The following is a 24,767-nucleotide window of genomic DNA, read 5'->3' on the forward strand; positions in this document are numbered from 1 at the left end:
CTCCAGGGCCGCCCCGCACTCGCGGGGCGGCCCTGGTGCTCAGGAGGCCGGCCTCGCGCTCAGTAGACCGGCTTGTCCGGCTCCACGTCCCGGACCCAGGCGAGCACGCCGCCTTCGAGGTGCTTGACGTTCGTGAACCCGGCCTCGTGCGCGGCGGCCAGGACATTGGCGGAGCGCACCCCGCCCTTGCAGTGGAAGACCACCTCGCGGTCCCGGGGAAGTTGGTCCCACGCCTCGCCGGAGAGCAGGCGGCCCTGCGGGATGAGGCGCGCGCCAGGGATCGCCACGATAGAGGCCTCGCCCGCCTCGCGGACATCGATGAGCTCGAAGTCCCTGAGCCCGGCGCCGCGCGCGGCGAGCATCGTGGCCAGCTGCGCGGCGGTCACCGACTCGTCCGTGCCAGGGGAGGCCGCAGGGGCCACGCCGCAGAAGGCCTCGTAGTCGGTCAGCTCGGTGATCGGCGCGGCATCCGGGTCCTTTGCGACCTTGATCTCGCGCCACGTCGCCGTGAGCGCGTCGTAGAGCTGGATCCGTCCGAGAAGGGTCTTCCCCACCCCGGTGATCAGCTTCACGGCCTCCGTGACCATGGAGGCGCCGATCGCGGCACACAGCATGCCGTACACCCCGCCCTCGCCGCAGGACGGCACGGAGCCTGCAGGGGGCGGTTCCGGGAACACGTCCCGGTAGGTGGGACCGTGCTCCGCCCAGAAGACACTCACCTGCCCGTCGAAACGGAAGATGGAGCCCCAGACGTAGGGCTTTCCGAGGATCGCGGCGGCGTCGTTGACGAGGTAGCGCGTCGCGAAGTTGTCAGTGCCGTCGAGGACGAGGTCATAGCCGGCGAAGACCTCCAGGGCATTGGACGAGTCGAGGTGCACCTCGTGGAGCCGGACCTCCACGTGGGGGTTGAGCTCGAGGATCTTCTCGCGCGCGGACTCGGCCTTGGGGCGTCCCACATCGGCAACACGGTGGATCACCTGCCGCTGGAGGTTGGTGAGGTCCACCAGGTCGTCGTCGACGATCCCGAGCGTCCCCACCCCGGCAGCGGCGAGGTAGAGCAGGGCCGGCGAGCCGAGCCCTCCGGCACCGATGACGAGCACCTTCGCGTTCTTGAGGCGCCGCTGCCCCACGTCGCCGATCTCGGGGATGATCACGTGGCGGGAGTACCGCTGCACTTCCTCCGGCGTGAGCGCCTCCGCCGGGTCGACAAGGGGCGGCAGAGTGGTGTTCTCCTGAGATGCCATACAGACAATCTAGGCCCCGACTGCGCGGCTCCCCCAGTCGGGTCCGCGTCCCGGAAGGCCTGCGCGCGGGACACGGCGCATCCCTGCACCTCCCCGCGAGTAGAGTAGGACTACCGTTTGGGCCATGCTCCACACGCCCGAACCCCCAGGAAGGCACCATCAGTGAGCACCGAACCGCGAGCCGCTACCGCACGATCGCCCCGCCTCCCCCGCGACGAACGGCGGGCGCAGCTGCTCGCTGCCGCCCTCGAGGTCTTCGCCGCCAATGGATACCACGGCGCGGCCATGGACGAGATCGCCGAGACCGCCCAGGTCAGCAAGCCCGTCCTCTACCAGCACTTCCCCTCCAAGCGCGAGCTGTACCTCGCGCTCCTGGACAGCCACCTCGCGTCCCTGACCGACCTCATGCGGTCCGCGCTGGCCTCCACCGACGAGAACCGGGAACGGGTCAACGCGGTCATCCGCGCCTACTACGACTTCATCGCAGCGGACGACCAGGCGCACCGGCTCGTCTTCCAGTCGGACCTGGTCAACGATGCCGAGGTCGCCGCCCGGCTCGAGACGTTCAACCGCGGGTTCTCTGAGGCCATCGCCCAGGTGATCGCCTCGGACACGAAGCTCCCGCTCGTCGAGGCCCAGCTCCTGGGCCGCGCCCTCGCCGGCATGGCGCAGGTCAGCGCCCGGTACTGGCTCGAGAAGTCCAACGACCTCGACATCGACGTCGCGGCAGACCTCGTCTCCCGGCTGGCGTGGCGCGGCATCTCGCGGTTCCCGAAAGAGCCCGGCGCCGGGAACGAAAAGGCCTAAGGTACATAGAGAGCCCGCGCAGGGCCTGCACCGTCATCAGAACCAAGGGAGTCAACGGCGTGGAAATCAAGATCGGCATCCAGAACATCGGCCGCGAGATCGTGCTCGATTCCGCCAAGGACGCGGACGAGGTGGCCGCGCTGGTCTCCGAGGCGATCTCGGGCGGCAAGGAGCTCCGCCTCGAGGACGAGAAGGGCCGTCAGGTGATCGTCCCCGCCAGTGTCATCGGCTATGTCGAGCTCGGCGCCCAGGAGCAGCGCCGCGTGGGCTTCGGCGCACTCTGAGGCAGCGGGTGGAGACCGTCTGGTCCCTTGTCATCGTCGTGATCGTGGCGGTGGCTGCGGGCCTCGTCGTATGGGCCGTGGACAAGCGGCACTCGGCGTACGGGATCATGCTCCCGATCGCATCGGCGGTCGCCTCCGCGTGCATCCTCTGGATCATCCTCGTGTGGGCCGGAACCGGGTATCTGACCGGCCTCACCTGGATGCCCTGGGTCCTCCCCATGGCGGCCGCGGTGGCGGCCGCTGTGGCCGTGCCCACGCTCGTGGGCCGGCGCCGGGTGAAGCACGACGGCGAGGCCCTCACCCAGCTGCTGCGGAGCTTCCGGGCCTGAGGGCGGTGCGCGCCGCATCACCGAGGGCACCGGGCGCCTAGGCGTCCGGCAGCCTCTCGGGCTGCGCGATGGCGTCCAGGGCCGCGGCCCTGAGCATGCAGCGGTGAGCGGCCTCGATGTCGTTGCTGGTCACCGCCGAGCCGGCCTCGTGGGTGCTGAAGCGCAGGACGACCCGGTTGTAGCGCCAGTCGAGGTCCGGGTGGTGGTTGAGCTCTTCGGCGACCTCGCCCACAGCGGCGATGAACGTCAGCGCGGCCGCGGGGCCGGGCAGCCGGTACACCGTGGCAAGGGCGCCGCCGACATGCCGCCAACCGGGCAGCCGCTCCAGTTCCGCCTCGATCTGGGCCGGGCCCAGCGCAGCATTCTCTCCCATGGACCACAGGGTAACGCCGGCGCGAGTCAACAAACCGCGACATCCGGTACGGATTCTGTGACACCGTGCGACAATGGGATCAACTAATCGGTCACAGGCTTGCGCTCCAGGAGCTGAGGGGATCCCATGCTAACGGTCACACATTTCCTCCGACGAGCCGCTGCCGGAGCCGTGGCAGCCATGGCCGCCGCCGCCGCGCTCGCCGCCCCCGCCCACGCGGTCACCGACCCTGCACCCCCGGTCCTCCAGGGCGAGGCCGCCGTGGGCTCGGTGCTCACCGCGTCCTTCGACCCCGCATCCTACCGGGGCTGCGGACAGGGAGCAGGCCCCGACTACAGGGTGGAATGGTACAGGGACGGCGTCCGGGTCTATCCCCCCGTCGGGATCTCCCAGTACCCGCTCACCACGGCCGACCTCGGCGCGCAGTTCACCCTGACGGTGGCCGCCAACGGAGCCTGCTGGGGCATGGAGGCCACCAGTGAGCCGACGGAACCGGTCGCGGCCTCGAGCAGGAACAGCGGCTTCACCGGCCGGGATACCGCCGAGCTCATGGCCCGCACCTCCGACGGCGCGCTCGTCCTGTACCCCCGGGGCTCCGGCTGGGAGGCCCCGCGGACCGTCGGACCCGGCTGGAACGCGATGTCCATCGTCCTCTCGCCCGGCGACTTCGACGGCGACGGCGTCAACGACCTCCTGGCCCGGTCGGCGGACGGAACGCTGTACCTGTACCCCGGCACCGGCTCGGGCGGCCTCGGGAGCCCACGCGCCATCGGCTGGGGCTGGAACCGCTTCGACGCCATCCTCGGCCCAGGCGACTTCGACGGGGACGGCGCGAACGACATCCTCGCCCGCGAGCCCGGCGGCGCCCTCATCCTGTACCCGGGCAACGGCCGCGGCGGCTGGGGCGCAGCCCGTCAGGTCGGCCAGGGATGGGATGCCCTGAACGCGCTCGCGACGCCGGGCAACATCGACGGCAGGCCGGGCCGCGACATCATCGCGCGGGACCGCGCCGGCAACCTGCGCCTGTACAGCGGCGACGGCGCTGGCGGCTGGAGCGGTTCGAGCATCGTCGGCACCGGCTGGGGCGGCATGCAGAGGATCGGCGGCAGCGGGGACTTCGACGGCGACGGCACCCCGGACCTCTACGCCATCGACTCCGCCGGGACCCTCCTCGTCTACTACTCCGACGGGGCCGGCGGCTGGACCGGCGCGGAGGCGGTCGGCTGGGGCTGGGGCGGCTTCACCGCGCTCGTCTGACGGCCCCTCTTCTGGCAGTCCTCATCTGAGGAGCCCCGGACACGCCCCTCGAGTGGACGCTCAGAGGAACTGGGCCCGGCCCTCCATGGGACTCGAGGCGAGGGCATGCTCGCGCCGCGGAATGCGTCCCGCGCCCGCGGCGAGCCGTCCGGCCGCGACGGCGTGGCGGAACGCGTGCGCCATGCGCACCGGATCCTGTGCCCTCGTGACCGCGGTGGCCAGGAGCACGGCGTCGCACCCGAGCTCCATTGCGAGCGCCGCGTCGGAGGCCGTCCCGATCCCGGCGTCGAGCACCACGGGCACCTCGGCGCGCGCGACGATGAGCTCGATGTTGTGGGGGTTCAGGATGCCGAGGCCGGTGCCGATCGGCGCCCCGAGGGGCATGACGGCGACGGCGCCGAGCTGCTCGAGCCGGCGGGCCAGCACGGGATCGTCGTTGGTGTAGGCGAAGACCTTGAAGCCCCGCCCCACCAGCTGTTCGGCCGCGTCGGCGAGCTCGATGGGGTCCGGGAGGAGCGTTGTCTCGTCGGCGATCACCTCGAGCTTGACCCAGTCGGTCTCGAGGGCCTCGCGGGCAAGCTCGGCGGTCAGGACCGCATCGCGGGCCGTGAAGCATCCTGCCGTGTTCGGGAGGACGCGGATCCCCCTGTCGACGAGGAGCTGGAACAGGGAGCCCTGCTCCGCGGGCGAGTAGCGGCGCATCGCGACGGTTGTCAGCTCGGTCCCCGACGCCTCGAGCGCGTCGCCGAGTCCCTCGAGGCTCGGCGCCCCACCCGTGCCCATGATGAGCCGCGAACCCAGCGTCACCCCGTCGACCACGAAGGGGTCGTCCCGCAGCACCTGCCCCGTGGCGGCGTTGATTCCTGTCTGCGTCATGTCAGCCTCCCTGCATCGCCGTGACGAGTTCGACGGCGTCTCCCGCCTCGAGGACGGTCCCTGCCCAGCGGCCCCGCGGGACCACCTCGGAATTGAGTGCGACGGCGACCCCGAGCCGGCCGCCGTCGGCTGGCCGCCCGTCGTCGCCGATCTCCCGCCCGATCGTCTCGGCCACGAGGGCCCGGACGGTGGCGGGCTGCGGGAGGGCCCGCGGCTCGCCGTTGACCGTGATGTTCATCGGATGCCTCCTTGAGGGGCCGCGCTGCGTGCGGAGGCGGAGCGTTCCGCCAGCGGCCGTGTCGTGCTCGTGAATCGGTCCGGGCGGAAGCCCTGCCAGCGCGGGTCCGCGACGCCCTCGAGGAGCCCCCGGCACACGCTCGCCGCGGCGGGCGTGAGCAGGACCCCGTGGCGGAAGAAGCCCGTGGCGACGATGAGCCCCGGGACGCACCCGGCGCCGTCGTGCGTCTCCCCCGCGGCAGCGGGGACGCGTCCGAGCAGCGGCGCGTTGTCCGGGGTGCCGGGGCGTGCGCGGGCGGTGGTCTCGTAGAGCTCGAGCTCGGCGACGGCCGGGACGAGGGCCTGCGCGTCCCGCAGGAGCTCGTACACTCCGCCAGCCGACACCGCGTCGGAGCCGTCTTCGCGCTGGGTCGCCCCGATCACCACCGTGCCGTCCTCGCGGGGGACGATGTATACCGGCCGGCCTCGGACGAGCCCGCGCACGGTTGCCGTCACGAGCGGCCGCACGCGCGCCGGCACCCGCAGGCGCAGCACGTCGCCGTAGACCGGACGCAGCGGCAGGGACACGGGAAGCCCGGCCAAGTCGCGGGCGCCCAGGCCGTTCGCGACCACCGTCTCGGCTGCGCGCAGCTCCCGGCCGTCCTCGAGCACGACGCCGGCCACCCGCCCGCCGTCGCACGCGAGCCGCGCCGCGCGCGCCCTCACCACGGACTTCTCGCCGAGCCGGGCGAGCAGCGCCGCGACCAGCCGGCGCGGGTCGACCTGGTGGTCGGCCTCGATCTCGAACGCACCCGCGAGCGCGGGGGCAAGCAGCGGCTCGCGCGTGCGGGCCTCGCGGAGGGTCAGGGGGCGGACGTCGAGGCCATGGGCCTGCTGGACGGAGCGCAGGTCGGCGAAGGCCTGCCTGTCGGCGGCATCGCCGGCGAGGCACAGGGTCGGGGTGCTGAGGTAGCCGCACCCTGGCCCCGCTGACGCGGCGAACGCGGGCCAGAGCGCGGCGGAGTGCACCATGAATTCGAGGAGCTGCTCCTCCTGGTAGTGGTACTCGCTCACGGCCGCGAGCATCCCGGCCGCGGCGAAGCTCGCCCCGCTGCCCGGCGCCGGGTCGACGACGGTGACGCGCCGGCCGCTGCGGGCGGCTTCCCACGCAATCCCGAGGCCGATGACGCCTGCCCCCACGACGATGACGTCGGCGTGGACTTCCTCCATGGTTCCTTCCCTCCGCCGGCATGACCCGGATCAGGTGTGGCGGTCGGCGTTGCGCCCTCTCAGCCCGGCGTCGTGGCGTCCGGCGCGGCCCGGTCGGGCCGTCTGCCAGGGCGTCACAGTCACGGGCTCCCGCAGTACTGCCGACTAGTCTAGTTCAATGCCCGCTCTTGACGCCCAGCTCTATGTCTGCACCGATGCCCGCAGGGACCGCGGCGACTTCGAGTCCTTCCTCGACGCGGCCTTCTCCGGCGGGGTGGACATCATCCAGCTGCGCGACAAGCAGATCGAGGCCGCCGAGGAGCTCGAGCTCCTCGGAGTGCTCCGTTCAGTCGCCGAGCGCCACGGGAAGCTGTGGGCGGTCAACGACCGCGCCGACATTGCGCTCCTCTCGGGCGCGCCGGTGTTCCATGTGGGCCAGAAGGACCTGCCGGCGGCGGCCCTGCGCCGCGTGGTCGGCGACGTGCCGCTCGTGGGCCTGTCGACCAACTCCCCGGCCCTCGTGGACGCGGCCCTCTCTGCCGCCCAGGCCCCTGGCGCTCGCCTCGACTACTTCTGCACCGGGCCACTCTGGGCCACCCCAACCAAGCCGGGCCGCGCCGCCGTCGGGCTCGAACTCGTCGAGCACGCCGCGCGCCGCACCCGTGAGACCTTGGACGCCGGGCTCTCCCCCCTTCCGTGGTTCGCGATCGGGGGCATCGACCACTCGAACGTGGCCCAGGTGGTCGAGGCCGGGGCGAGCAGGGTCGTCGTCGTGCGCGCGATCACCGATGCCGACGATCCGGCCGACGCCGCCGCACGCCTCCGCGCGCAGCTTCCGGCGCTATCCTCCACCCGCGCATGACGAGGGTCGCGTACCAGGGCGAGCCCGGCGCCAACTCGCACATGGCGGCGATCGAGGCGTTCCCCGAGGCCGGGACGCTCGCCTGCGCAACCTTCGAGGATGCGTTCGCCGCCGTGACCTCGGGCGAGGCCGATCTGGCGATGATCCCGATCGACAACACTGTGGCGGGCCGCGTCGCGGACATCCACCTGCTCCTTCCGGACACGAGCCTCCAGATCATCGGCGAGCACTTCCTGCGCATCCGGTTCAGCCTCATGGGCATCCCGGGAGCGACGCTCGAGGGCGCGCGCGAGGTGCACAGCCACGTGCATGCGCTCGCGCAGTGCCGCGGGTTCATCCGCGAGCACGGGCTGACGCCCGTCGTCGCGGGCGACACGGCCGGATCGGCGCGGGAGGTCGCCGAATGGGCCGATCCCGCGAAGCTCTCGATCGCGCCGCCGCTGGCCGCCGAGCGCTACGGGCTGACCGTGCTGGCCAGCGACATCGAGGACCACCGGCACAACACCACACGGTTCGTGGTCCTGGCCCCGCCGCGCGAGTACCCCCAGGCCGGAGGCGGCCCCTTCGTGACGAGCTTCGTCTTCCGGGTGCGCAACATCCCCGCCGCGCTGTACAAGGCGCTCGGCGGGTTCGCGACGAACGGCGTCAACATGACCCGGCTCGAGAGCTACATGGTCGAGGGGAAGTTCGCCGCGACGATGTTCATGGTCGACGTCGAGGGCCACCCCGACGAGCCGCCCCTCGCGCGTGCACTCGAGGAGCTCACGTTCTTCTCGACCGAGCTGCGGATCCTCGGCGTCTTTCCCGCCCATCCCCGCCGCTTCGGGGGCCACGGCGCCTAGTCGGGGCTAGGCTGGCCGTCATGGGCCACTCTCACGTCACCCCGAAGGCAGGCCGCCCCGAGGGACCCCGGGCGGAGGCCGGCGGCGCCGCCCTCGCCGAGGCCTTCGCCGCGCTCCGCGAGGAGTTCCAGCTCGCCTCCGAGTACCCGGCCCCGGCGCTGCGGGAGGCGGAAGCTGCCATCGCGGACCTGAGGCTGCCGGAGGCCGACGCCACTGGGGTGGAGTTCGTGACGATCGACCCGCCGAGCTCGACCGACCTCGACCAGGCCCTCCACATCGAGAGGGATGGCACGGGGTACCGCGTCCGCTACGCGATCGCCGACGTCCCGGCCTTCGTGCGGCCGCACGGGGAGCTCGACGCCGAGACCCGCCGACGGGGCCAAACCGTCTACGCACCGGACGCGAAGGTCCCACTCCACCCGCACGGGATCTCCGACGACGCCGGGAGCCTCCTCGAGGACGCTGTGCGCGGAGCCTTCGTATGGGACTTCTCGCTCGGCGCCGACGGGGCGGTGACACGGGTCGGCCTCGCCCGCGCGCGGGTCCGCAGCCGCGCGAAGCTCTCCTACGCCCAGGTGCAGGAGGAGATCGACGCCGGCACCGCCGTCGAGCCCCTGCTGCTCCTGCGCGAGGTCGGCGCGAAGCGGATCGAGCTCGAACGCGCGCGAGGAGGCGCCAGCCTGAACATCCCCGACCAGGAGATCGTCCCGACCGAGGACGGCGGGTACCGGATCGCCGCGTCCGCTCCGCGGCCTGTGGAGGACTGGAACGCGCAGATCTCGCTCATGACCGGAATGGCTGCCGCGCAGCTCATGCTGGACGCGGGCGTCGGGATCCTGCGCACCATGCCCGCACCGGACGAGCGCTCCCTGCGGCACTTCCGCAGGCAGACGCAGGCGCTCGGCCGGCCCTGGGACGACGGCCAGGCGTACGGCGAGTACCTGCGCTCGCTCGACGCGACGGATCCCCGCCAGCTCGCGATCCTGCACGCCGCCGCGGCGCTGTTCCGCGGCGCCGCCTACACCCCGTTCGACGGCGAGCTGCCCTCCGAGCGCGTGCAGGCGGCGATCGGGGCGCCCTACGCCCACACCACCGCACCCCTGAGGCGGCTCGTGGACCGGTTCGTGCTCGTGCTGTGCGAGGCGATCGCGAACGACCGCGAGGTCCCCGACTGGGTGCGCGCGGCCCTGCCCGAACTGCCGGGCCTCATGGCCTCCTCGGACCAGCTCGCGGCGCGCGTGGACCGGGCCGCGATCGACATCGTCGAGGCAGCGCTCCTGACGAACCGCATCGGGCACGAGTTCGACGCCGTGGTCGTGTCCGGGTCCAAGCCGGCCGCGGACGGCGGCGGCAACGGCGGCAACGGGCGCCCGGCACAGCCCCTGGACCGCATCGCGAGCTCCCAGAACGGCAGGCACGCGAACGGGGCGGCGGAGTCGAAGCCGTTCGGGACGGTCCAGCTCTCGGAGCCCCCGGTCACGGCGCGCTGCGAGGGCGAGATGGAGTCCGGCACGACCATCCGCGTCCGCCTCGTCGAGGCCAACGTGCGGCGGCGGAAGGTCCTGTTCGAGAAGGCGTGAGGGTGTGTCGCGGGCCACGATTCCCGGGAATCCACAGGCTCGCGGTATCCTTGGACAGTTATTGGATGCCCGATCGTACCGCCGCGATCCTCTTTCATTTTGCCGGCCGGCACGCCGGCACCCTGATAGCCCGCGATCGGCTTCCACTGGATGGCCGGCGCGTTCCTGCTCCGGACGCCGACAGCATCAGGCTGTGCTGCGTCCGTCGAGCCAGACCCGCTCGGGCCCCGATGGAGAGGGACCCTACCCCTTGAACGAAGTTCACACGCACGAACTCCTGACCGACGATTCGGGCACGGAGGTCCTCGAGACCGAGGAGACCATCACCAACGACGCACCCGTGCGCAAGGAGAGCCAGAAGACGTTCTCCGACTACGGCGTGGCGCCGGAGATCGCCCAGTCCCTCGCGGACGCGGGCATCCTCCACCCGTTCCCGATCCAGTCGATGACGCTCGGCGTCGCCCTCGGCGGCCACGACATCATCGGCCAGGCCAAGACGGGCACGGGCAAGACCCTCGGCTTCGGCATCCCCGCCCTGCAGCGCACGATTCCCGCCGAGCACCCGGACTACGCCCGGCTCGCGGTCCCCGGCGCGCCGCAGGCCCTCGTCGTGGTGCCGACGCGCGAGCTCGCGATCCAGGTCGGCAAGGACCTGCAGACCGCGGGCAGGCGCACCACCCTGCGCGTCGAGGTCATCTACGGCGGCCGCGCCTACGAGCCGCAGATCGAGTCGCTCCAGCGCGGGGTCGAGGTGGTCGTGGGCACCCCGGGCCGACTCATCGACCTGCACCGCCAGCGTCACCTGAACCTCAAGAACGTCCGGATGATCGTGCTCGACGAGGCCGACGAGATGCTCGACCTCGGCTTCCTCCCCGACGTCGAGACGCTCATGGCCGCGGTCCCCCCGGTCCGCCAGACGCTCCTGTTCTCGGCGACGATGCCCGGCCCGGTCGTGGCCATGGCCCGCCGCTACATGACGCAGCCGACCCACATCCGCGCGAGCGACCCCAACGACGACTCGATCACCAAGAAGGACATCCGCCAGGTGATCTACCGAGCCCACCAGCTCGACAAGGACGAGGTCGTGGCGCGCATCCTGCAGGCCGAGGGCCGGGGCCGCACGATCATCTTCACGAAGACCAAGCGCACTGCCGCGAAGCTCTCGGAGGAACTGGTCGACCGGGGCTTCGCCGCGGCCGCCCTCCACGGGGACCTCGGCCAGGGCGCCCGCGAGCAGGCCCTGCGCGCGTTCCGCAACGGCAAGGTGGACGTCCTCGTCGCGACCGATGTCGCCGCGCGCGGCATCGACGTCGAGGACGTCACCCATGTGATCAACTTCCAGTGCCCCGAGGACGAGAAGGCCTACCTGCACCGCGTGGGCCGCACGGGCCGCGCGGGCCACAAGGGCACCGCCGTGACGTTCGTCGACTGGGAGGACGTCCCTCGTTGGACCCTCATCAACAAGGCGCTCGGGCTCGACGTGCCGGAGCCCATCGAGACGTACTCGTCGTCGCCCCACCTGTACACGGACCTCGACATCCCGGCTGGCACCAAGGGACGCCTCCCCCGCAACAAGCGGGTCCTCGAGGGCGTCGACGCCGAGGTCCTCGAGGACCTCGGCGAGCCCGGGAAGAAGAAGCGCGCCCACCGCGAGGGCAAGAAGGGCGCAGAGTCCGGCCACCGCGAACGCCGCCGTCGTCCCAAGGCCGCTGAAGGCGAGGCGCACAACGCCGCCGCTGCCGCCGGCTCGACCGAGGAGCCCGCCGAGGGCGCGGGCAAGGCCGGCCACGGCCACGGGCGCGCAGACCGCCAGTCGCGCGCTGAGACGAGCGGCGAGGGCCGTCATCGTCGCCGTCGCCGCCGGGTCGCCGGGGAGGAGGGCGCCGCCGAGGGCACCGATGCCGCCGCCGCGAAGCAGGCCCCGTCCGAGGCGCCGGGCGAGCCCAAGGCGCCCCGCAGGACCTCCAGTGCCGCCGCAGTGCGCCTCTCCGACGCCGGGGACGGAGCGCCGGTTGACCGTGGTGTCGCGGCGGCCCGCCGCCGTCGTTCGCGGACGCGCCGCATCAACGGCGAGGTCGTGTCCCGCACCGAGTCCGAGTAAGGCGCGGTGCCCGCAGAGCGTCCCGCCGAGGCCGCCGGCCTCGCGGCCGGGAGCATGCCCTCGGGGATCTTCAGCCCCGAGGGCCCGAACCTCGTGGTCCACGCTGACAATGCGAGTGTGCTCCCGGGCCTGCCCGACGGCGCCTTCACGATGGTCTACATCGACCCGCCGTTCAACACGGGACGGGTGCAGAAGCGCCAGGAGCTCTCCATGGTCCGGAGCGCGGACGGCGACCGGACGGGCTTCTCCGGCCAGCGGTACGAGACCGTCAAGGGCGCCCTGCACCGGTACGACGATGCGTTCAGGGACTACTGGTCGTTCCTCGAGCCGCGCCTCATGGAGGCGTGGCGCGTCCTCGCCGACGACGGAACGCTCTACCTGCACCTCGACTACCGCGAGGTGCACTACGCGAAGGTCATGCTGGACGCGATCTTCGGGCGCGACTGCTTCCTGAACGAGATCATCTGGGCCTACGACTACGGCGCGCGGACCAAGCGCCGCTGGCCCACGAAGCACGACAACATCCTCGTGTACGTCAAGGACCCCTCCGCGTACCACTTCGACTCAGCCGAGGTTGACCGGGAGCCCTACATGGCTCCCGGTCTGGTGACCCCCGAGAAGCGCGAGCTGGGCAAGCTTCCCACCGACGTGTGGTGGCACACGATCGTCTCCCCCACCGGACGGGAGAAGACCGGCTACCCGACGCAGAAGCCCGAGGGGCTCGTGCGGCGCATGGTCGCCGCCTCGAGCCGCCCGGGCGACTGGGTCCTCGACTTCTTTGCCGGCTCGGGGACGCTGGGGGCAGTCGCCCAGCGCCTCGGGCGGCGGTTCGTGTGCGTGGACGAGAACCCGCAGGCCGTGGAGATCATGGCCGGCAGGCTCCCGTCCGCGCGTGTCGTCAGGGTCTGACGTTCGTCACAGTCCGCAGCCGGTCTGGAGTCAGCGCACGACGGCGGCGCCGCGCCCCTGTCGCTCGATCTCGCCGAGCGCTTCGGGGGTCGTCGTGTTCTCCCCCAGCCGGTTGGGCTTGCCGGTCCCGTGGTAGTCGGACGAGCCGGTGACGAGGAGCCCGTGCTTCGCCGCGAGGTCCAGGAGGAACGGCCGCCGGGCCTCGGGATTGTCGCGGTGGTACACCTCAAGCCCGGCGAGCCCGGCGTCGATCATGTCCCGGTAGACCTCTTCGCCCACCGTCCGCCCTCTGGCGGACGCGACGGGGTGCGCGAACACCGGGACGCCGCCTGCGGCGCGGATGAGCTCGACGGCGAGGGCCGGCTCGGGCGCGTAGTGCTGCACGAAGTACCGCGAGCGCGAGGACAGGATCGTGGCAAACGCCTCTGTGCGGTCGCCGACGAGGCCCGCAGCGACGAGGGCGTCCGCGATGTGCGGCCGGCCCACGGTGGCGCCCGGTGCGACGTGCTGGGTGACGTCGTCCCACGAGAGCGGGTAGTCCTCGGCGAGGAGGGAGACCATGTGCTCCGCCCTGGACAGCCTGGCGTCCTTGGCCTTGGTGATCTCCTCGAGCAGGCCCGCATGCGTGGGGTCCTGCAGGTACGAGAGCAGATGCACGCTGATCCCCTCGGGAGTCCGGCACGAGACCTCCATGCCGGGCACAAGTTCGATGCCGAGCTCCCGCGCAGCCACCGAGGCCTCGGCCCACCCGGCTGTGGAGTCATGGTCGGTGATCGCGAGCACGTCGATGCCCGCCGCCGCTGCGGCAGCGACCAGTTCCCGCGGTGTCTCCGTGCCATCCGAGACGGTCGAGTGGGCGTGCAGATCGATCCTCACGCCCCCACCATAGCCCGCGTCACGTGCGGCGGCGGTGCCGTCGGCGGCCCGTGCCGCTGGACATCGCTGGACCCGGTGGAAGAATGGCCCAGTGAGTGTTTCAGATCCCGCACCCGGCACCGGCTTGCCCACGAGCGAGCAGCAGCACACCACTGAGCAGCCGCTCACCGAGCGCGTCAACAACCGCTCCCAGCGGCCCACGTCGGAGGCCTTCAAGGCGTTCATGGCGTCGCAGTGGGCCCCGGCCGGCAGCTCGCTGCCTCCCCGCGATGCCGTGGCCGACTACGCCGCCCGCCGTCGCCGGGCAATCTCGGACCGCTTCCCGGGGGAACGCCTCGTGCTGCCCGCCGGGCCGCCCAAGGTCCGCTCCAACGACACCGACTACCGCTTCCGGCCGCACTCGGCCTTCGCACACCTCACCGGCCTCGGCGTCGACCATGAGCCCGACGCCGTCCTCATCCTCGAGCCCGTGGACGAGGGGACGGGCGACGACGGCGGCCACCACGCCGCGACGCTCTACTTCCGCCCGCTCGCCGGCCGCGACACTGAGCAGTTCTACGCCGACGCCCGCACCGGGGAGTTCTGGGTCGGGGCACGCCCGACCCTGGCCGAGCTGGAGGCGCGGCTCGGAATCCCCACCGCCGACCTCGACGGCCTCGAAGCGGCCGTCACCAAGGGCGTGGGCGCGCCGGAGATCGGCGGAATCTCGGTCCGCCTGGTCCGCAAGGTGGACGAGAACCTCGACGCCCTCGTCGACACTGCCCGCTACAACACCGCCCAGGACCCCGAGTCCTTGGACCTGAGCGTCTACGACGCCCTCGACGACCAGCTGGCCGAGGCCCTCTCGGAGCTCCGCCTGCTCAAGGACGAGTGGGAGGCCGGGCAACTGCGCGAGGCCGTGGCGGCCACGGCGGCGGGCTTCGAGGAGATCGTCCGAGCCCTCCCGCGCGCGCTCGCACACCGGCGGGGCGAGCGCGTCGTCGAGACGGCATTCTTCGCCAAGGCCCGCGAGGAGGGCAACGACCTCGGCTACGACACGATCGCCGCCTCGGGGAACAACGCGACCGTCCTGCACTGGATCCGCAACAACGGCCCGGTCCGGGAGGGCGAGCTGCTGCTCGTCGACGCCGGCGTCGAGGCTGAGTCCCTCTACACGGCGGACGTGACCCGGACCCTGCCGGTGAACGGCCGCTTCAGCGAGGTCCAGCGCCGGGTCTACCAGGCCGTCCTGGACGCCGCGGACACCGCCTTCGCCGCCGCACGGCCCGGAGTGAGGTTCCGAGAGGTCCACGCCGCCGCGATGGAAGTCCTCGCCGCCCGCCTCGAGGAATGGGGCATTCTGCCGGTCTCCGCAGCCGAGGCGCTCTCCGACGCCGGCCAGCAGCACCGCCGCTGGATGCCCCACGGCACGAGCCACCACCTCGGCCTCGACGTGCACGACTGCGCCCAGGCCCGCCGGGAGCTCTACCTCGACGGCGAACTGGCCCCGGGCATGGTCTTCACCATCGAGCCCGGCCTGTACTTCAAGGCCGAAGACCTGGCGATCCCCGAGGAGTACCGCGGGATCGGCGTGCGCATCGAGGACGACATCCTCATGACGGCCGACGGCCCGGTGAACCTCAGCGCCGCACTCCCCCGCACTCCGGACGACGTCGAGTCCTGGATGAGCCGCCTCAGCTGACGGCTTCGCCGCTAGGCCTGGTGGGAGCCGCCCTCGGGCTTCTCCTGCGGGCGCTCGGTGTCCGAGTCCTCGGCGGGACGGGCCCGCTCCTCGGCGGGGTGGTCCCGCTCGTCTGCCGGGTGCTCGGGCTCGACGCGCACCCCGTACTGCGGCCGGCCATCGGGGAGGTCCGGGTAGCGCGACGAGTGGGGCTGCTGGGGCTCCTGCGGGGCCTGCGGGTACTCAGGCTGCCCCTGCGGGTGCCGCTCCTCGCCGGCGTTCACGCCGTACGGGTCGGTCCAGCCGGAGGGGCGCTTGGGCTCGGGCTCGTGCGGCGGCTGCCACGTCTGGCCGGGCTGGTTCCACCCCTGCTGGCCGGACTGGTTCCACCCGTCCTGCCCGGGCTGGTTCCAGTTCTGGTTCCAGCCCTGGTGGACGGTACCGGAGCCCATGGGCAGCTGGGCGAGCAGGCGGCGGGCGTCGTGGGCGACGTCGCGGCCGACCACCACGTCGTAGTTGCTCGCGACGACCTGGCTGGTGGACGTGAAGTCGCGCTTCCCGCGCTGCATCGCATAGGTCACGATGCCGAACAGCATGAAGAACGCCGCGCCCATGAGGACGGACGTGATGATCGAGAAGTAGCTCCCGTTCGGGGTGAAGAAGGAGAGCAGCACGCCGACGAAGAGGCCGAACCACATGCCGGAGAGGGCGCCGTTGAGCGCCACGCGGGGGTAGCTGAGCCGGCCGGTCACCCGTTCGACGAGCTTGAGGTCGTTGCCGACGATGGCGACGAGCTCGACCGGGAACTGCTGGTCAGCGAGGTAGTCCACGGCCTTCTGCGCATCGAGGTACGAGACGTAGGAGCCGACGGTCTCGCCCTGGGGCAGGGCCCGGGCCTCGTCGAGGGGCTTGGCGGAACCGAACATGTTGGACATATCCCTATTCTTACCCGCGTTGCCGCCACGGACTCGGGTTTCAGCTCAGAGTGAGCGGGGAGTTTGCGCTGGAGTAGCCTAGACCCGTGAGTTGGACCCCCACCCGTGTCTTCGTCGCCAGGCTGCTCGGCCTCGACGTCTTCGACCCCGCCGGCGACCGCGTGGGGCGGCTCCGCGACGTCGTCGTGATCCCCCGCGGGACGCGGCCGCCGCAGGCAGTGGGCATCGTCGTCGAGGTTCCCGGCAAGCGACGCGTGTTCGTCCCGATGACGCGCGTGACCAGCATGGACCAGGCGCAGATCATCACGACGGGGCTGATCAACCTTCGGCGCTTCGAGCAGCGCGGGGCCGAACAGCTCGTGCTCGGGGACATGTTCGACCGCCACGTGGTGCTCGTCGAGGACGGCACCGAGGCCACCGTGGAGGACGTCGCGATGGACCAGCAGCGCAACGGCGACTGGTTCGTGAGCAAGCTCTTCGTGCGCAGGGAGGCCGCCGGCCGCGGCTTCCGCAGCCTGCGGCGCGGTGCGACGCAGCTGGTGGACTGGGAGGACACCCGGCACGCCGCCGGCCAGATGCGCGGCGCGGCAAACTTCCTCGCCACGCACGAGGACCTCAGGCCTGCCGACTTCGCGGACGCGATGCAGGAGATGAGCGACCAGCGCCGCTTCGAGGTGGTCTCCGAGCTGCAGGACGAGCGCCTCGCCGACGTCCTCCAGGAGCTGCCCGAGGACGACCAGGTCGAGATCCTCTCCGCGCTCGACATCGAGCGCGCCGCGGACGTCCTCGAGGAGATGGACCCGGACGACGCCGCCGACCTCCTCGCCGACCTGCCGGCGGAGAAGGCCGAGGAGCTCCTCGCCCTCATGGAGCCTGAGGACGCCGAGGACGTGCGTCGCCTCCTGCAGTACGCCGAGGGCACCGCGGGCTCGGTCATGACCCCGGTCCCCGTCGTCCTGCCGCCTGAGGCGAGCGTCGCTGAGGCACTGGCACACGTCCGTCGGGAGGAGCTGAGCCCGGCCCTGGCGTCATCGATCTTCATCTGCCGCCCGCCGCTCGAGACCCCCACCGGCCGCTACCTTGGGACGGTGCACATCCAGCAGCTCCTGCGCTCGGCTCCTCCGGAGCAGCTGGGCTCGATCGTCGACAAGGGCCTGGATCCCGTCTCCGACCTGGATTCGATCAGCGACGTCGCGCGCATCATGGCCCAGTACAACCTGAACGCTATCGCCGTGGTCAACGCCGACGGCCGCCTGGTGGGGGCGGTGACTGTTGACGACCTCCTCGACCACCTCCTGCCGGACGACTGGCGCGTGCACGAGGACGGCGAGCCCCTGAAGAAGCTTGGAGGACGCTTTGGCTGAGCCCCGTAGGCTGCCCGGTCTCGACACGCCGCTCGAGCAGCGCGGGAGGCTCATTCCCCGGTTCAACCCCGACCCGGACGCGTTCGGCCGCTTCGCCGAGCGGTTCGCCCGCTACATGGGAACCCCCCAGTTCCTCTTCTACATGACGGTGTTCTGCATCGTGTGGATCGCGTGGAACACGTGGGGCCCCGAGGACCTCCAGTTCGACCCCAGAGCCCTCAACTACACCCTCCTGACTCTCCTGCTCTCGCTGCAGGCCTCCTACGCCGCGCCCCTCATCCTGCTTGCCCAGAACCGGCAGGACGACCGCGACCGGGTCCAGATCGAGCAGGACCGGTCCCGCAACGAGCGCAGCCTCGCGGACACCGAGTACCTCACCCGCGAGCTCGCGTCGCTCCGGCTCGCCCTCCGCGAGGTCGCAACCCGCGACTTCGTGCGGGCCGAGCTGCGCACCATCCTCGAGGAGCTCGCGGACCAGGGCAGTGCCGTGGAGCCCAGCCCGCCGAAGCGGCGCAAGGACAAGAAGACCCGGGCCCCGCGCACCCAGGCCATCCCCACGACCGCCCCGGCCGCTCCCGCGGGCCCCGGCGCCGAGGGAGGCCAGGAGTGACCGGAGTCGACCTCCGCGCCGTCCGCGCGGCGCTCCACGGTGTGCTCGACCCTGAGCTGCGCCGGCCCATCGACGAGCTCGGGATGCTCGCCGACGTCACGGCCGACGCCGGGCTGGTCACCGTGCGCGTCCTGCTCACCATCGCCGGCTGCCCGCTCCGCAGCACGATCGACGCGGACGTGCGCGCGGCCCTGGCAGGGGTTCCGGGCGTGGACGCCGTCGCCGTCGAGCTCGATGTCATGTCCCCGCAGCAGCGGCAGGAGCTGCGGGAGCGGCTGCGCCCGGAGCGGGGCATCCCGTTCAGCAGGCCGGACTCGCTCACGAAGGTCTTTGCGGTCGCGAGCGGCAAGGGCGGCGTGGGCAAGTCCTCGGTCACCGTGAACCTCGCATGCGAGCTCGCCTCGCGCGGCCTGCGGGTCGGCATCGTGGACGCTGACGTCCACGGGTTCTCCGTGCCCGCCCTGATCGGAGCCACGGGGACGCCGACCCGGGTGGACGAGATGATCCTCCCGCCCGTCGCCCACGGAGTGAAGGTCATCTCGATCGGGATGTTCGTCGCGGGCAACCAGCCCGTCGCGTGGCGCGGCCCCATGCTCCACCGCGCGCTCGAGCAATTCCTCGCCGACGTGTACTTCGGGGATCTGGACGTGCTCTTCCTGGACCTCCCCCCGGGGACGGGCGACGTCGCGATCTCCGTCTCCCAGCTCCTCCCCTCTGCGCAGCTGCTCGTGGTCACGACTCCCCAGGCGGCGGCGGCCGACGTGGCCGAGCGGGCGGGCACGGTCTCCGCCCACACGGGGCAGACGGTCGCGGGCGTGATCGAGAACATGTCCGGGCTCACGCTTCCCGACGGAACGGTCATGGAGGTGTTCGGGACCGGTGGGGGCCAGCGCGTCGCCGACCGGCTCTCGGCGTCGCTGGGCGTACCCGTCGAACTGCTGGGCACGGTGCCCCTCGACGTCGCGCTCCGGGAGGGCGGTGACGCGGGAACCCCGATCGTGCTCTCGAGCCCTTCGTCGCCGGCCGCCGTCGCACTCAAGGCAGTCGCGGACCGGCTCGCGACCCAGCCCCGGGGGCTCGCGGGGCGCAGCCTGGGCGTCACGCCTGTGGGCTGAACCTGCTCAGGTCGCCTCGGTGTCGAACGGCGCCGCCTCGCCTGCCGGAAGCCGTTCGATGGTCCGCGCCGGGGCGGGCGGGACGGCGGCAGCCATCGCCGGCGCCGCGGCGGCTGCGGGAGCGGGGGCCGCGTCCTCGAGGAGGGCGTCGCGGATGATCTTGCGAGGGTCGTACTGACGCGGATCGTACTTGCGCCAGTCCACCTCGTTGAGGTCGACGCCGGTCTCCTCCTTGAGCTGGTCCTTCGCCCCGGCGGCCATGCGGCGCAGTTCCTTGACGATGTTCGCGAGCTTCTGGGTGTATTCGGGAAGCCTCTTCGGGCCGATCACGAGGATGCCGATGATCAGCAGAACGAGGAATTCAGGGCCATTGATTCCGAACACGCGAGCAAGACTACCTTCTGCCCGATCGCGCGGGCGATTCGATGGTGGCGGCGCCGATCACGGCCTCCAGGACGCTCCGAACACCATCCGGAGGCCCCGCCCGATCCGCTCGATCGGGTCCTCGGTCCGGGCCCCGTCCGGGGCCGCGGCGGCTTCCCTCTCACTCGGCCCGTTCGACGCCGGCCCCGAGGGCGGCGCCGTCGAGGAGCCCTTCGCCGTGCGCACGAAGGCAGCGGACGTGCTCTCCCCAGGGGCGGGCCCAGGTGCCTCCCCGGCGACGGTGTAGGCAGTGACGGCGAGGGCCCCGGTGGCAGCCGCAGCTCCGAGGAGGACGGACAGCCCCGTCCGGGCGGCGGCGCGCCCACGGCGGCTCGGGCCCGAGGCCTCAGCCGAGTCGGCCTGGGCCGCGAGGTGCCTGGTCTGCTCCAGGAGGCGCTCCTGCAGCGTGCTGCTGGCACGGGGGACCTCGGACTCGCGCAGCGCGGCGAGGTAGCGGCGCTCGGTCTCGAGGCGTCCCCGGCAGTCCGGGCAGGACCCGACGTGCCCAGACGAATCAGGATGGCTGCCCGGCAGGAGGCGGCTCCACCGCGGAGATGGCATGCCGGCCCTCCTCAGCGGAGGCCGCGGGCCACGCGCGGGAGGCCCAGACGCTTCTTCGCGGCGCCCCGCCGGGGGTCGCGGTGGGCGAGCTTCTCCCTCAGGAGCGTGCGGCCCCGGTGGATGCGGCTGCGGACCGTGCCGAGCTTGACGCCGAGCGCGTCCGCCACCTCGTCGTAGGACAGGCCCTCGAGGTCGCACAGCACGACCGCGGCGCGGAAGTCCGGTGGCAGCTCCTCGAGCGCCGCCTGCACGTCGAGGTCGAGGTTGTTCATCTCGAAGCTGCGCTCCGGGCCGGGCTCGCGCCCCGGGAGCCGGGACTCGGCGTCGTCGGCGAGCGCGTCGAAGCGGATCCTGCCCTTGCGACGCGCCTGGTCGAGGAACAGGTTGGTCGTGATGCGGTGCAGCCAGCCGTCGAGCGTGCCGGGCTTGAAGTTCTCGAGCGAGCGGAAGACTCGGACGAAGACCTCCTGGGTGAGGTCCTCGGCGTCGTGCTGGTTCCCCGTCAGACGGTAGGCGAGTCGGTACACCTTCGCGGAGTGCTGGGTGACGACCTCTTCCCACGTGGGAGGAACCCACGCCTGCGCATCGGTCGTCTCGGACGGGTAGTCGGTCGGGGACTGGGTGGCCGAAGCCGATCCAGCTGACACGTCCACGCACCTGCCTTCGCTCACTTCAGTGCGGCCCTGGCGTGCTGCGGAGGTCCCGCGGGCCGGGCCGCTCGGACCACCAGTGTGCCAGCTTTGCCTGAGAGTTGCCTGTCCGTTCCGCCGCCAGCGAAGAATTCCCGCCCGCCCCCGGGCGATAGGCTTGGAGGGCTCCCCGATCGAGAAAGCGTGGCCATGAGCTCCGACAAGTCCTCCAGCTGGTCCTACGCCGAGGGCTTCCCGGTCGAGGACGCCGTGGTGGCGCGGGCACGGGACAGGTCGTTCGAGCTCGGCATCTCGCCGGTCAGCCCCGGCGTCGCCTCGGTCCTGGCGGTGCTCGCGGCGACGTCGAAGGCGCACGCCGCCGTGGAGATCGGCACCGGAGCCGGCGTGTCGGGCGTCAGCATCCTGCGCGGGCTGCCCCGCGAGGCCGTGCTGACGACCATCGAGCGCGACGCGGAGCACCTCAAGGCCGCGCGCGAGGCCTTCAGGGAGGCGGGCGTGGCCGCCAACCGCGTGCGGATGATCCCCGGTCGCGCGGGCGAAGTGCTTCCGCGCCTGACCGACGGCGCGTACGACCTGGTGTTCGTCGACGCCGACAAGCCCGCGACGGTCTCGTACGCCGAGCACGGCATCCGGCTCCTGAGGACAGGCGGGCTGCTGGTCGTGAACGACGCGCTCGACCGGGACCGCGTGTCCAACCCCGCCCACCGCGAGCCCACCACCGTCAGGCTCCGCGGCCTGCTCCGCGCGCTGAGGACGGACGAGCGCGTCACGGTCTCGATCGTGCCGTCGGGAGACGGCCTCCTCCTGGCGGTCCGCCGCTGACACAGCGAGGGCCGGCCCCGCAGGGGACCGGCCCTCGCTGGAAGGCTGATGGGCGACTACTCGGTCACTCCGACGAGGCACTCCTTGAGCTCGGCGGCCTCGTCCGCGTTGAGTTCCACGACCAGGCGTCCGCCGCCCTCGAGTGGCACGCGCATGATGAGGCTACGGCCCTCCTTGGTAACCTCCATCGGACCGTCTCCGGTACGCGGTTTCATGGCTGCCATGCGCTCATCCCTCCAGTTGGTCGTGTGCACTGTGTGCTGCTGACAACATTACCAGCCGGCGTACCCCGGGGTAGGACGCACCGGTACGGGCGTGCCGATCCTGGGACGGTCGGGGCGTCCGCGTCAGGGCGGCCAGTCCCCGCCCCCGGGCAGCTGCGACCAGACCCACAGCCACACCACCCACACGATCTCCAGGAGCACGAAGAAGGCCACGGTCACCCAGCGGTACGCGGCGGATCGCGAGAGCCCCGCCGCCGCGAGGGCGAGCGGGAACAGCGGCAGCATCATCCGGAACGTGCTCGTCTGGGGGTGCAGGACAGCGAGGAGGTACAGGATGTACGCCCCGGACCACAGCTGCATCTCGACCCCCAGCCGCCGCACAGGCGTGCTCGTGAGGCAGAGCGCGGCCACCGCGACGAGGACGACGGGCGCGATCACGCCGAGCACCGGGCCGAAGAGGAAGACGCCGGTGTCGAACCACGGCACGAACAGCTCGAGCGGGCCTCCCCGCCAGACCGTCTCGGTCTGGGTGTAGGCGGTCGGTTCGCCGGTGGCCGCCCAGGCGATGGCCGGCCACGCAAGCGCAGAAGCCCCGCTGACGACGGCGAGCCCCGCTACCCGGGCGAGCTCGCCCGCCGTCGTGCCCTCGGCGCGCCGGTTCCACCAGCGCACGGCGAACAGGCCCGCGACCATGAGCGCGAAGGGGACGCCGACGGGGCGCGTCAGGCACATCGCAGCCACGACCGGCATCGCGGCGAGGTAGCGGCGCTCCACGACCCGCAGCAGCGCCCAGGCCAGGAGGGCGAGGCCGAGCGATTCAGCGTACGGGACCTGGAGGATGGCGGAGACCGGGAAGAAGGCCACGAAGGCCACGCCCCAGAGTGCGGTGCGGTGTTCGGCGCGGTGCCGGAAGAGCCGGTAGACGATGAGCGCCGCGGCAAGGCCCGCCGCGACGGCGACTGTCTGGGCGACGGCCTGCCACGGCAGCCCGCTCGCGGCGGAGAGCCCCTTCACGAGCAGCGGGAAGACGGGGTAGAACGCCCACGCGTTCTCCTGGACGGTGCCGGTCGCCGATCGGGGCAGCTCGGCTGGGTACCCGTTCTGGATGATCCGTCCGTACCACTCGGAGTCCCAGATCTGCACGAAGCGCCAGTAGTCCGGCTGCGGTGGGAACCAGGGATTCACCCCCTGCTGCAGCGAGGCCGCGGAGAAGACCAGGAAGCCGACCACGCGGGACGCCGCGTACACGGCGAGGACCTGGAGCCACCAGGGCCAGCTTGCGAATCGTGAGGCCGCTGTGCGCACTGCTCCCCCGAGCGCCGCGTGCACCCGATACGGTGCCGGGGTCGCGTCCTGCTCAGTCACGCGGCTCGCGGGATGAGTTCACCTGATTCGTGAGGGCCTCGATGAGCGCCGCCTGGACGCTGATCCGGTCCCGCAGACGCTCGAGGACCTCGTCGACCTGGTCCATGCGGTAGCCGCGGAAGGCCAGGGAGAAGCGGACACGGTCGACATCCTCGGGCCGGGGATGCTCGGGAAGCAGGACGGGGGCCAGCGATGTGTCGGGCTCCTCCAGTCCCTCCAGCACGGCCGCGTCCGCTGAACGCCGGCCCGTCGCGACGCCGACGGCGAACCATGCGAGGCCCGCTGCCAGGACGATGGCGAGGAAGACGAGGAAGAAGCTCACTCGCCGTCCGCCGTCCCCGGCTGCTCCGGCCTGCCGTACCACCCAGTCTCGTCTGCGTCCGCCCACTCCTCCTCGGCGCTGCCGAACATGCCCCCGCGCCGCTCGTCCTCCTCGAAGCCGGCGAGCACGAGCTTCACAGCCTCCTCGGGAGTGTCCGCGACCCCGACAAGGTCCATGTCCCGCTCGGAGATCATGCCCTCGGACACCAGCGTCTGGCGGAGCCAGTCCAGGAGCGGACCCCAGAACCTGCTGCCCACGAGCACGATGGGGAACGACGTGACCTTGCCGGTCTGGACGAGGACCATCGCTTCGAAGAGCTCGTCGAGAGTGCCGAGGCCGCCGGGAAGCACGACGAACCCATGGGCGTACTTGACGAACATCGTCTTGCGCGCGAAGAAGTACCTGAAGTTGATGCCGAGGTCGACCCACGGGTTGAGGCCTGTCTCGAACGGCAGCTCGATGCCCAGGCCGACCGAGGTGCCCGAGCCCTCGACGGCGCCCCGGTTGGCGGCCTCCATCGACCCGGGTCCTCCGCCCGTGATCACGGCCACCCCGCGCGAGGCGAGCAGCCGGCCGATCTCCACCCCCGTGTCGTAGTAGGGGCTCCCGGGGACGGTGCGCGCCGAGCCGAAGACGCTGACGGCGGGGCCGAGTTCGGCGAGCGCACCGAAGCCTTCCACGAACTCGCTCTGAATCCGCATCACGCGCCAGGGGTCGGTGTGGACGAACCTGCCGGCCCCGTGGGTGTCGAGAAGATGCTGGTCCGCAGTGCCCTGCTGCGTCTGCCGGCGGCGAAGTTCGATCGGCCCCTTGCGCCGCCACGGGACGTGGCCGCCGGGCCTCGGCGCTTCGGCTTCGTCTGACGGCTGGGATTCAGTGCTCATGCCTCAAGGCTAGTCTCGCTTCAATCACGATTGGGGCGTCGCCGTGCCCGGCTCGGAGTGCGATCCG

28 protein-coding genes and 1 riboswitch are annotated in these 24,767 nt (G+C 71.8%); of the genes, 14 read left to right on the forward strand and 14 right to left on the reverse strand.

From position 1 onward, the window contains the following. Nucleotides 1-59: 59 nt before the first annotated feature. Nucleotides 60-1,244: a molybdopterin-synthase adenylyltransferase MoeB gene (gene moeB / locus CGQ25_RS10470; RefSeq protein ID WP_208709473.1), complete on the reverse strand. Its 1,185-nt coding sequence runs from the start codon at nucleotides 1,242-1,244 to the stop codon at nucleotides 60-62. A gap of 162 nt (nucleotides 1,245-1,406) precedes the next feature. Between moeB and CGQ25_RS10475 the strand changes: the two genes are divergently transcribed. From CGQ25_RS10475 to CGQ25_RS10485, 3 genes are read left to right on the forward strand one after another with little or no spacing between them, the layout of a single operon-like run. Continuing rightward, nucleotides 1,407-2,051: a TetR/AcrR family transcriptional regulator gene (locus tag CGQ25_RS10475; protein ID WP_255405247.1), complete on the forward strand. Its 645-nt coding sequence runs from the start codon at nucleotides 1,407-1,409 to the stop codon at nucleotides 2,049-2,051. 59 nt (nucleotides 2,052-2,110) lie between these two features. Then, nucleotides 2,111-2,335, forward strand: a complete 225-nt coding sequence (locus CGQ25_RS10480) for a DUF3107 domain-containing protein (RefSeq protein WP_208709477.1) — start codon at nucleotides 2,111-2,113, stop codon at nucleotides 2,333-2,335. Nucleotides 2,336-2,343: 8 nt separating this feature from the next. Further along, nucleotides 2,344-2,664 carry a hypothetical protein gene (locus CGQ25_RS10485; protein ID WP_208709479.1) on the forward strand — a complete coding sequence of 107 codons (321 nt, stop codon included), beginning with the start codon at nucleotides 2,344-2,346 and terminating at the stop codon, nucleotides 2,662-2,664. Nucleotides 2,665-2,701: 37 nt separating this feature from the next. Here the strand turns inward: CGQ25_RS10485 and CGQ25_RS10490 are convergent, their stop codons facing one another. After that, complete coding sequence (locus CGQ25_RS10490) at nucleotides 2,702-3,037, reverse strand: 4a-hydroxytetrahydrobiopterin dehydratase (protein WP_208709481.1); 336 nt, start codon at nucleotides 3,035-3,037, stop codon at nucleotides 2,702-2,704. 180 nt (nucleotides 3,038-3,217) lie between these two features. On the opposite strand from CGQ25_RS10490, the gene CGQ25_RS10495 reads away from it, so the two are divergent. Continuing rightward, a complete protein-coding gene (locus tag CGQ25_RS10495) occupies nucleotides 3,218-4,294 on the forward strand; it encodes a VCBS repeat-containing protein (protein ID WP_255405774.1) in 1,077 nt (358 codons plus the stop codon). A gap of 60 nt (nucleotides 4,295-4,354) precedes the next feature. Here the strand turns inward: CGQ25_RS10495 and CGQ25_RS10500 are convergent, their stop codons facing one another. The 3 genes from CGQ25_RS10500 to thiO form a co-directional block, all read right to left on the reverse strand. Then, nucleotides 4,355-5,170 carry a thiazole synthase gene (locus CGQ25_RS10500; RefSeq protein WP_208709484.1) on the reverse strand — a complete coding sequence of 272 codons (816 nt, stop codon included), beginning with the start codon at nucleotides 5,168-5,170 and terminating at the stop codon, nucleotides 4,355-4,357. 1 nt (nucleotide 5,171) lies between these two features. Further along, nucleotides 5,172-5,408, reverse strand: a complete 237-nt coding sequence (gene thiS, locus CGQ25_RS10505; RefSeq protein WP_208709486.1) for a sulfur carrier protein ThiS — start codon at nucleotides 5,406-5,408, stop codon at nucleotides 5,172-5,174. Continuing rightward, a complete protein-coding gene (gene thiO / locus CGQ25_RS10510) occupies nucleotides 5,405-6,616 on the reverse strand; it encodes a glycine oxidase ThiO (protein WP_208709488.1) in 1,212 nt (403 codons plus the stop codon). Before thiO ends, thiS begins: the two co-directional genes overlap by 4 nt. Then, a riboswitch (TPP riboswitch) is annotated at nucleotides 6,606-6,759 on the reverse strand. Its footprint overlaps the gene before it by 11 nt. A gap of 14 nt (nucleotides 6,760-6,773) precedes the next feature. Here thiO and thiE point away from each other — a divergent pair. The 5 genes from thiE (at nucleotide 6,774) to CGQ25_RS10535 (ending at nucleotide 12,889) form a co-directional block, all read left to right on the forward strand. Further along, nucleotides 6,774-7,457: a thiamine phosphate synthase gene (thiE, locus tag CGQ25_RS10515; RefSeq protein ID WP_208709490.1), complete on the forward strand. Its 684-nt coding sequence runs from the start codon at nucleotides 6,774-6,776 to the stop codon at nucleotides 7,455-7,457. Continuing rightward, complete coding sequence (locus CGQ25_RS10520) at nucleotides 7,454-8,299, forward strand: prephenate dehydratase (protein WP_208709492.1); 846 nt, start codon at nucleotides 7,454-7,456, stop codon at nucleotides 8,297-8,299. The genes thiE and CGQ25_RS10520 overlap by 4 nt, the downstream gene beginning before the upstream one ends. A gap of 20 nt (nucleotides 8,300-8,319) precedes the next feature. After that, complete coding sequence (locus tag CGQ25_RS10525) at nucleotides 8,320-9,879, forward strand: RNB domain-containing ribonuclease (RefSeq protein WP_208709494.1); 1,560 nt, start codon at nucleotides 8,320-8,322, stop codon at nucleotides 9,877-9,879. Nucleotides 9,880-10,129: 250 nt separating this feature from the next. Then, nucleotides 10,130-11,980 (forward strand): DEAD/DEAH box helicase, encoded by a 1,851-nt coding sequence (locus CGQ25_RS10530; protein WP_208709496.1) that lies wholly within the window; start codon nucleotides 10,130-10,132, stop codon nucleotides 11,978-11,980. Between the two features lie 54 nt (nucleotides 11,981-12,034). Continuing rightward, nucleotides 12,035-12,889 carry a site-specific DNA-methyltransferase gene (locus tag CGQ25_RS10535; protein WP_208713036.1) on the forward strand — a complete coding sequence of 285 codons (855 nt, stop codon included), beginning with the start codon at nucleotides 12,035-12,037 and terminating at the stop codon, nucleotides 12,887-12,889. Nucleotides 12,890-12,919: 30 nt separating this feature from the next. On the opposite strand, the gene CGQ25_RS10540 is transcribed toward CGQ25_RS10535, so the two are convergent. After that, nucleotides 12,920-13,765, reverse strand: coding sequence for a PHP domain-containing protein (locus CGQ25_RS10540; protein ID WP_208709498.1), 846 nt, complete (start codon nucleotides 13,763-13,765; stop codon nucleotides 12,920-12,922). A gap of 124 nt (nucleotides 13,766-13,889) precedes the next feature. On the opposite strand from CGQ25_RS10540, the gene CGQ25_RS10545 reads away from it, so the two are divergent. After that, nucleotides 13,890-15,446, forward strand: coding sequence for an aminopeptidase P family protein (locus CGQ25_RS10545; RefSeq protein WP_208713037.1), 1,557 nt, complete (start codon nucleotides 13,890-13,892; stop codon nucleotides 15,444-15,446). A gap of 11 nt (nucleotides 15,447-15,457) precedes the next feature. On the opposite strand, the gene CGQ25_RS10550 is transcribed toward CGQ25_RS10545, so the two are convergent. Next, nucleotides 15,458-16,360, reverse strand: coding sequence for a general stress protein (locus tag CGQ25_RS10550; protein WP_255405248.1), 903 nt, complete (start codon nucleotides 16,358-16,360; stop codon nucleotides 15,458-15,460). Nucleotides 16,361-16,446: 86 nt separating this feature from the next. On the opposite strand from CGQ25_RS10550, the gene CGQ25_RS10555 reads away from it, so the two are divergent. Genes CGQ25_RS10555 through CGQ25_RS10565 form a run of 3 tightly spaced genes read left to right on the forward strand, consistent with a single transcriptional unit; the run spans nucleotide 16,447 to nucleotide 19,449 of the window. Continuing rightward, nucleotides 16,447-17,724, forward strand: coding sequence for a magnesium transporter MgtE N-terminal domain-containing protein (locus tag CGQ25_RS10555; RefSeq protein ID WP_208709500.1), 1,278 nt, complete (start codon nucleotides 16,447-16,449; stop codon nucleotides 17,722-17,724). After that, entirely contained in the window at nucleotides 17,705-18,334 is a 630-nt protein-coding gene (locus CGQ25_RS10560; protein WP_208709502.1) for a DUF1003 domain-containing protein, read from the forward strand. The genes CGQ25_RS10555 and CGQ25_RS10560 overlap by 20 nt, the downstream gene beginning before the upstream one ends. Further along, nucleotides 18,331-19,449: an Mrp/NBP35 family ATP-binding protein gene (locus tag CGQ25_RS10565; RefSeq protein WP_208709504.1), complete on the forward strand. Its 1,119-nt coding sequence runs from the start codon at nucleotides 18,331-18,333 to the stop codon at nucleotides 19,447-19,449. The genes CGQ25_RS10560 and CGQ25_RS10565 overlap by 4 nt, the downstream gene beginning before the upstream one ends. 6 nt (nucleotides 19,450-19,455) lie before the next feature. Here CGQ25_RS10565 and CGQ25_RS10570 read toward each other — a convergent pair whose 3' ends face one another. The 3 genes from CGQ25_RS10570 to sigE are packed head-to-tail and all read right to left on the reverse strand — an operon-like array spanning nucleotide 19,456 to nucleotide 21,080. Continuing rightward, nucleotides 19,456-19,833, reverse strand: coding sequence for a twin-arginine translocase TatA/TatE family subunit (locus CGQ25_RS10570; RefSeq protein WP_208709506.1), 378 nt, complete (start codon nucleotides 19,831-19,833; stop codon nucleotides 19,456-19,458). Nucleotides 19,834-19,890: 57 nt separating this feature from the next. Continuing rightward, a complete protein-coding gene (locus CGQ25_RS10575) occupies nucleotides 19,891-20,433 on the reverse strand; it encodes a hypothetical protein (RefSeq protein ID WP_208709508.1) in 543 nt (180 codons plus the stop codon). 11 nt (nucleotides 20,434-20,444) lie between these two features. After that, nucleotides 20,445-21,080 carry an RNA polymerase sigma factor SigE gene (sigE, locus tag CGQ25_RS10580; protein WP_208713038.1) on the reverse strand — a complete coding sequence of 212 codons (636 nt, stop codon included), beginning with the start codon at nucleotides 21,078-21,080 and terminating at the stop codon, nucleotides 20,445-20,447. 192 nt (nucleotides 21,081-21,272) lie between these two features. Here sigE and CGQ25_RS10585 point away from each other — a divergent pair, with 192 nt between their 5' ends. Next, a complete protein-coding gene (locus tag CGQ25_RS10585; protein ID WP_208709510.1) occupies nucleotides 21,273-21,905 on the forward strand; it encodes an O-methyltransferase in 633 nt (210 codons plus the stop codon). A 56-nt stretch (nucleotides 21,906-21,961) separates the two neighbouring features. On the opposite strand, the gene CGQ25_RS10590 is transcribed toward CGQ25_RS10585, so the two are convergent. The 4 genes from CGQ25_RS10590 to CGQ25_RS10605 all read right to left on the reverse strand — a co-directional run bounded on the left by CGQ25_RS10590 (nucleotide 21,962) and on the right by CGQ25_RS10605 (nucleotide 24,700). Then, nucleotides 21,962-22,129, reverse strand: coding sequence for a DUF3117 domain-containing protein (locus CGQ25_RS10590; RefSeq protein ID WP_208709512.1), 168 nt, complete (start codon nucleotides 22,127-22,129; stop codon nucleotides 21,962-21,964). 123 nt (nucleotides 22,130-22,252) lie between these two features. Continuing rightward, the gene (locus CGQ25_RS10595) at nucleotides 22,253-23,494 is read right to left on the reverse strand and encodes a hypothetical protein (RefSeq protein ID WP_255405250.1); all 1,242 of its coding nucleotides are present in this window, start codon (nucleotides 23,492-23,494) and stop codon (nucleotides 22,253-22,255) included. Further along, on the reverse strand, nucleotides 23,487-23,816 hold the full coding sequence (locus tag CGQ25_RS10600) for a DivIVA domain-containing protein (protein WP_208709514.1): 330 nt from the start codon (nucleotides 23,814-23,816) through the stop codon (nucleotides 23,487-23,489). The genes CGQ25_RS10595 and CGQ25_RS10600 overlap by 8 nt, the downstream gene beginning before the upstream one ends. Next, nucleotides 23,813-24,700, reverse strand: coding sequence for a TIGR00730 family Rossman fold protein (locus tag CGQ25_RS10605; protein ID WP_208709516.1), 888 nt, complete (start codon nucleotides 24,698-24,700; stop codon nucleotides 23,813-23,815). The genes CGQ25_RS10600 and CGQ25_RS10605 overlap by 4 nt, the downstream gene beginning before the upstream one ends. Between the last annotated feature and the right edge of the window lie 67 nt (nucleotides 24,701-24,767).

The organism is Sinomonas sp. R1AF57, from assembly GCF_002224485.1.
GTDB lineage: Bacteria > Actinomycetota > Actinomycetes > Actinomycetales > Micrococcaceae > Sinomonas > Sinomonas flava.

What these genes read in the sequence shown, in the direction of transcription:
- thiE (WP_208709490.1), top strand. Translation starts at nt 6,774, where the DNA reads ATGCCCGCTCTTGACGCCCAGCTCTATGTCTGCACCGATGCCCGCAGG.
- CGQ25_RS10500 (WP_208709484.1), bottom strand. Translation starts at nt 5,170, where the DNA reads ATGACGCAGACAGGAATCAACGCCGCCACGGGGCAGGTGCTGCGGGAC.
- CGQ25_RS10550 (WP_255405248.1), bottom strand. Translation starts at nt 16,360, where the DNA reads ATGTCCAACATGTTCGGTTCCGCCAAGCCCCTCGACGAGGCCCGGGCC.
- CGQ25_RS10525 (WP_208709494.1), top strand. Translation starts at nt 8,320, where the DNA reads ATGGGCCACTCTCACGTCACCCCGAAGGCAGGCCGCCCCGAGGGACCC.
- CGQ25_RS10575 (WP_208709508.1), bottom strand. Translation starts at nt 20,433, where the DNA reads ATGCCATCTCCGCGGTGGAGCCGCCTCCTGCCGGGCAGCCATCCTGAT.
- CGQ25_RS10495 (WP_255405774.1), top strand. Translation starts at nt 3,218, where the DNA reads ATGGCCGCCGCCGCCGCGCTCGCCGCCCCCGCCCACGCGGTCACCGAC.
- CGQ25_RS10490 (WP_208709481.1), bottom strand. Translation starts at nt 3,037, where the DNA reads ATGGGAGAGAATGCTGCGCTGGGCCCGGCCCAGATCGAGGCGGAACTG.
- CGQ25_RS10520 (WP_208709492.1), top strand. Translation starts at nt 7,454, where the DNA reads ATGACGAGGGTCGCGTACCAGGGCGAGCCCGGCGCCAACTCGCACATG.
- CGQ25_RS10590 (WP_208709512.1), bottom strand. Translation starts at nt 22,129, where the DNA reads ATGGCAGCCATGAAACCGCGTACCGGAGACGGTCCGATGGAGGTTACC.
- CGQ25_RS10605 (WP_208709516.1), bottom strand. Translation starts at nt 24,700, where the DNA reads ATGAGCACTGAATCCCAGCCGTCAGACGAAGCCGAAGCGCCGAGGCCC.
- thiS (WP_208709486.1), bottom strand. Translation starts at nt 5,408, where the DNA reads ATGAACATCACGGTCAACGGCGAGCCGCGGGCCCTCCCGCAGCCCGCC.
- CGQ25_RS10585 (WP_208709510.1), top strand. Translation starts at nt 21,273, where the DNA reads ATGAGCTCCGACAAGTCCTCCAGCTGGTCCTACGCCGAGGGCTTCCCG.
- CGQ25_RS10535 (WP_208713036.1), top strand. Translation starts at nt 12,035, where the DNA reads ATGCCCTCGGGGATCTTCAGCCCCGAGGGCCCGAACCTCGTGGTCCAC.
- moeB (WP_208709473.1), bottom strand. Translation starts at nt 1,244, where the DNA reads ATGGCATCTCAGGAGAACACCACTCTGCCGCCCCTTGTCGACCCGGCG.
- thiO (WP_208709488.1), bottom strand. Translation starts at nt 6,616, where the DNA reads ATGGAGGAAGTCCACGCCGACGTCATCGTCGTGGGGGCAGGCGTCATC.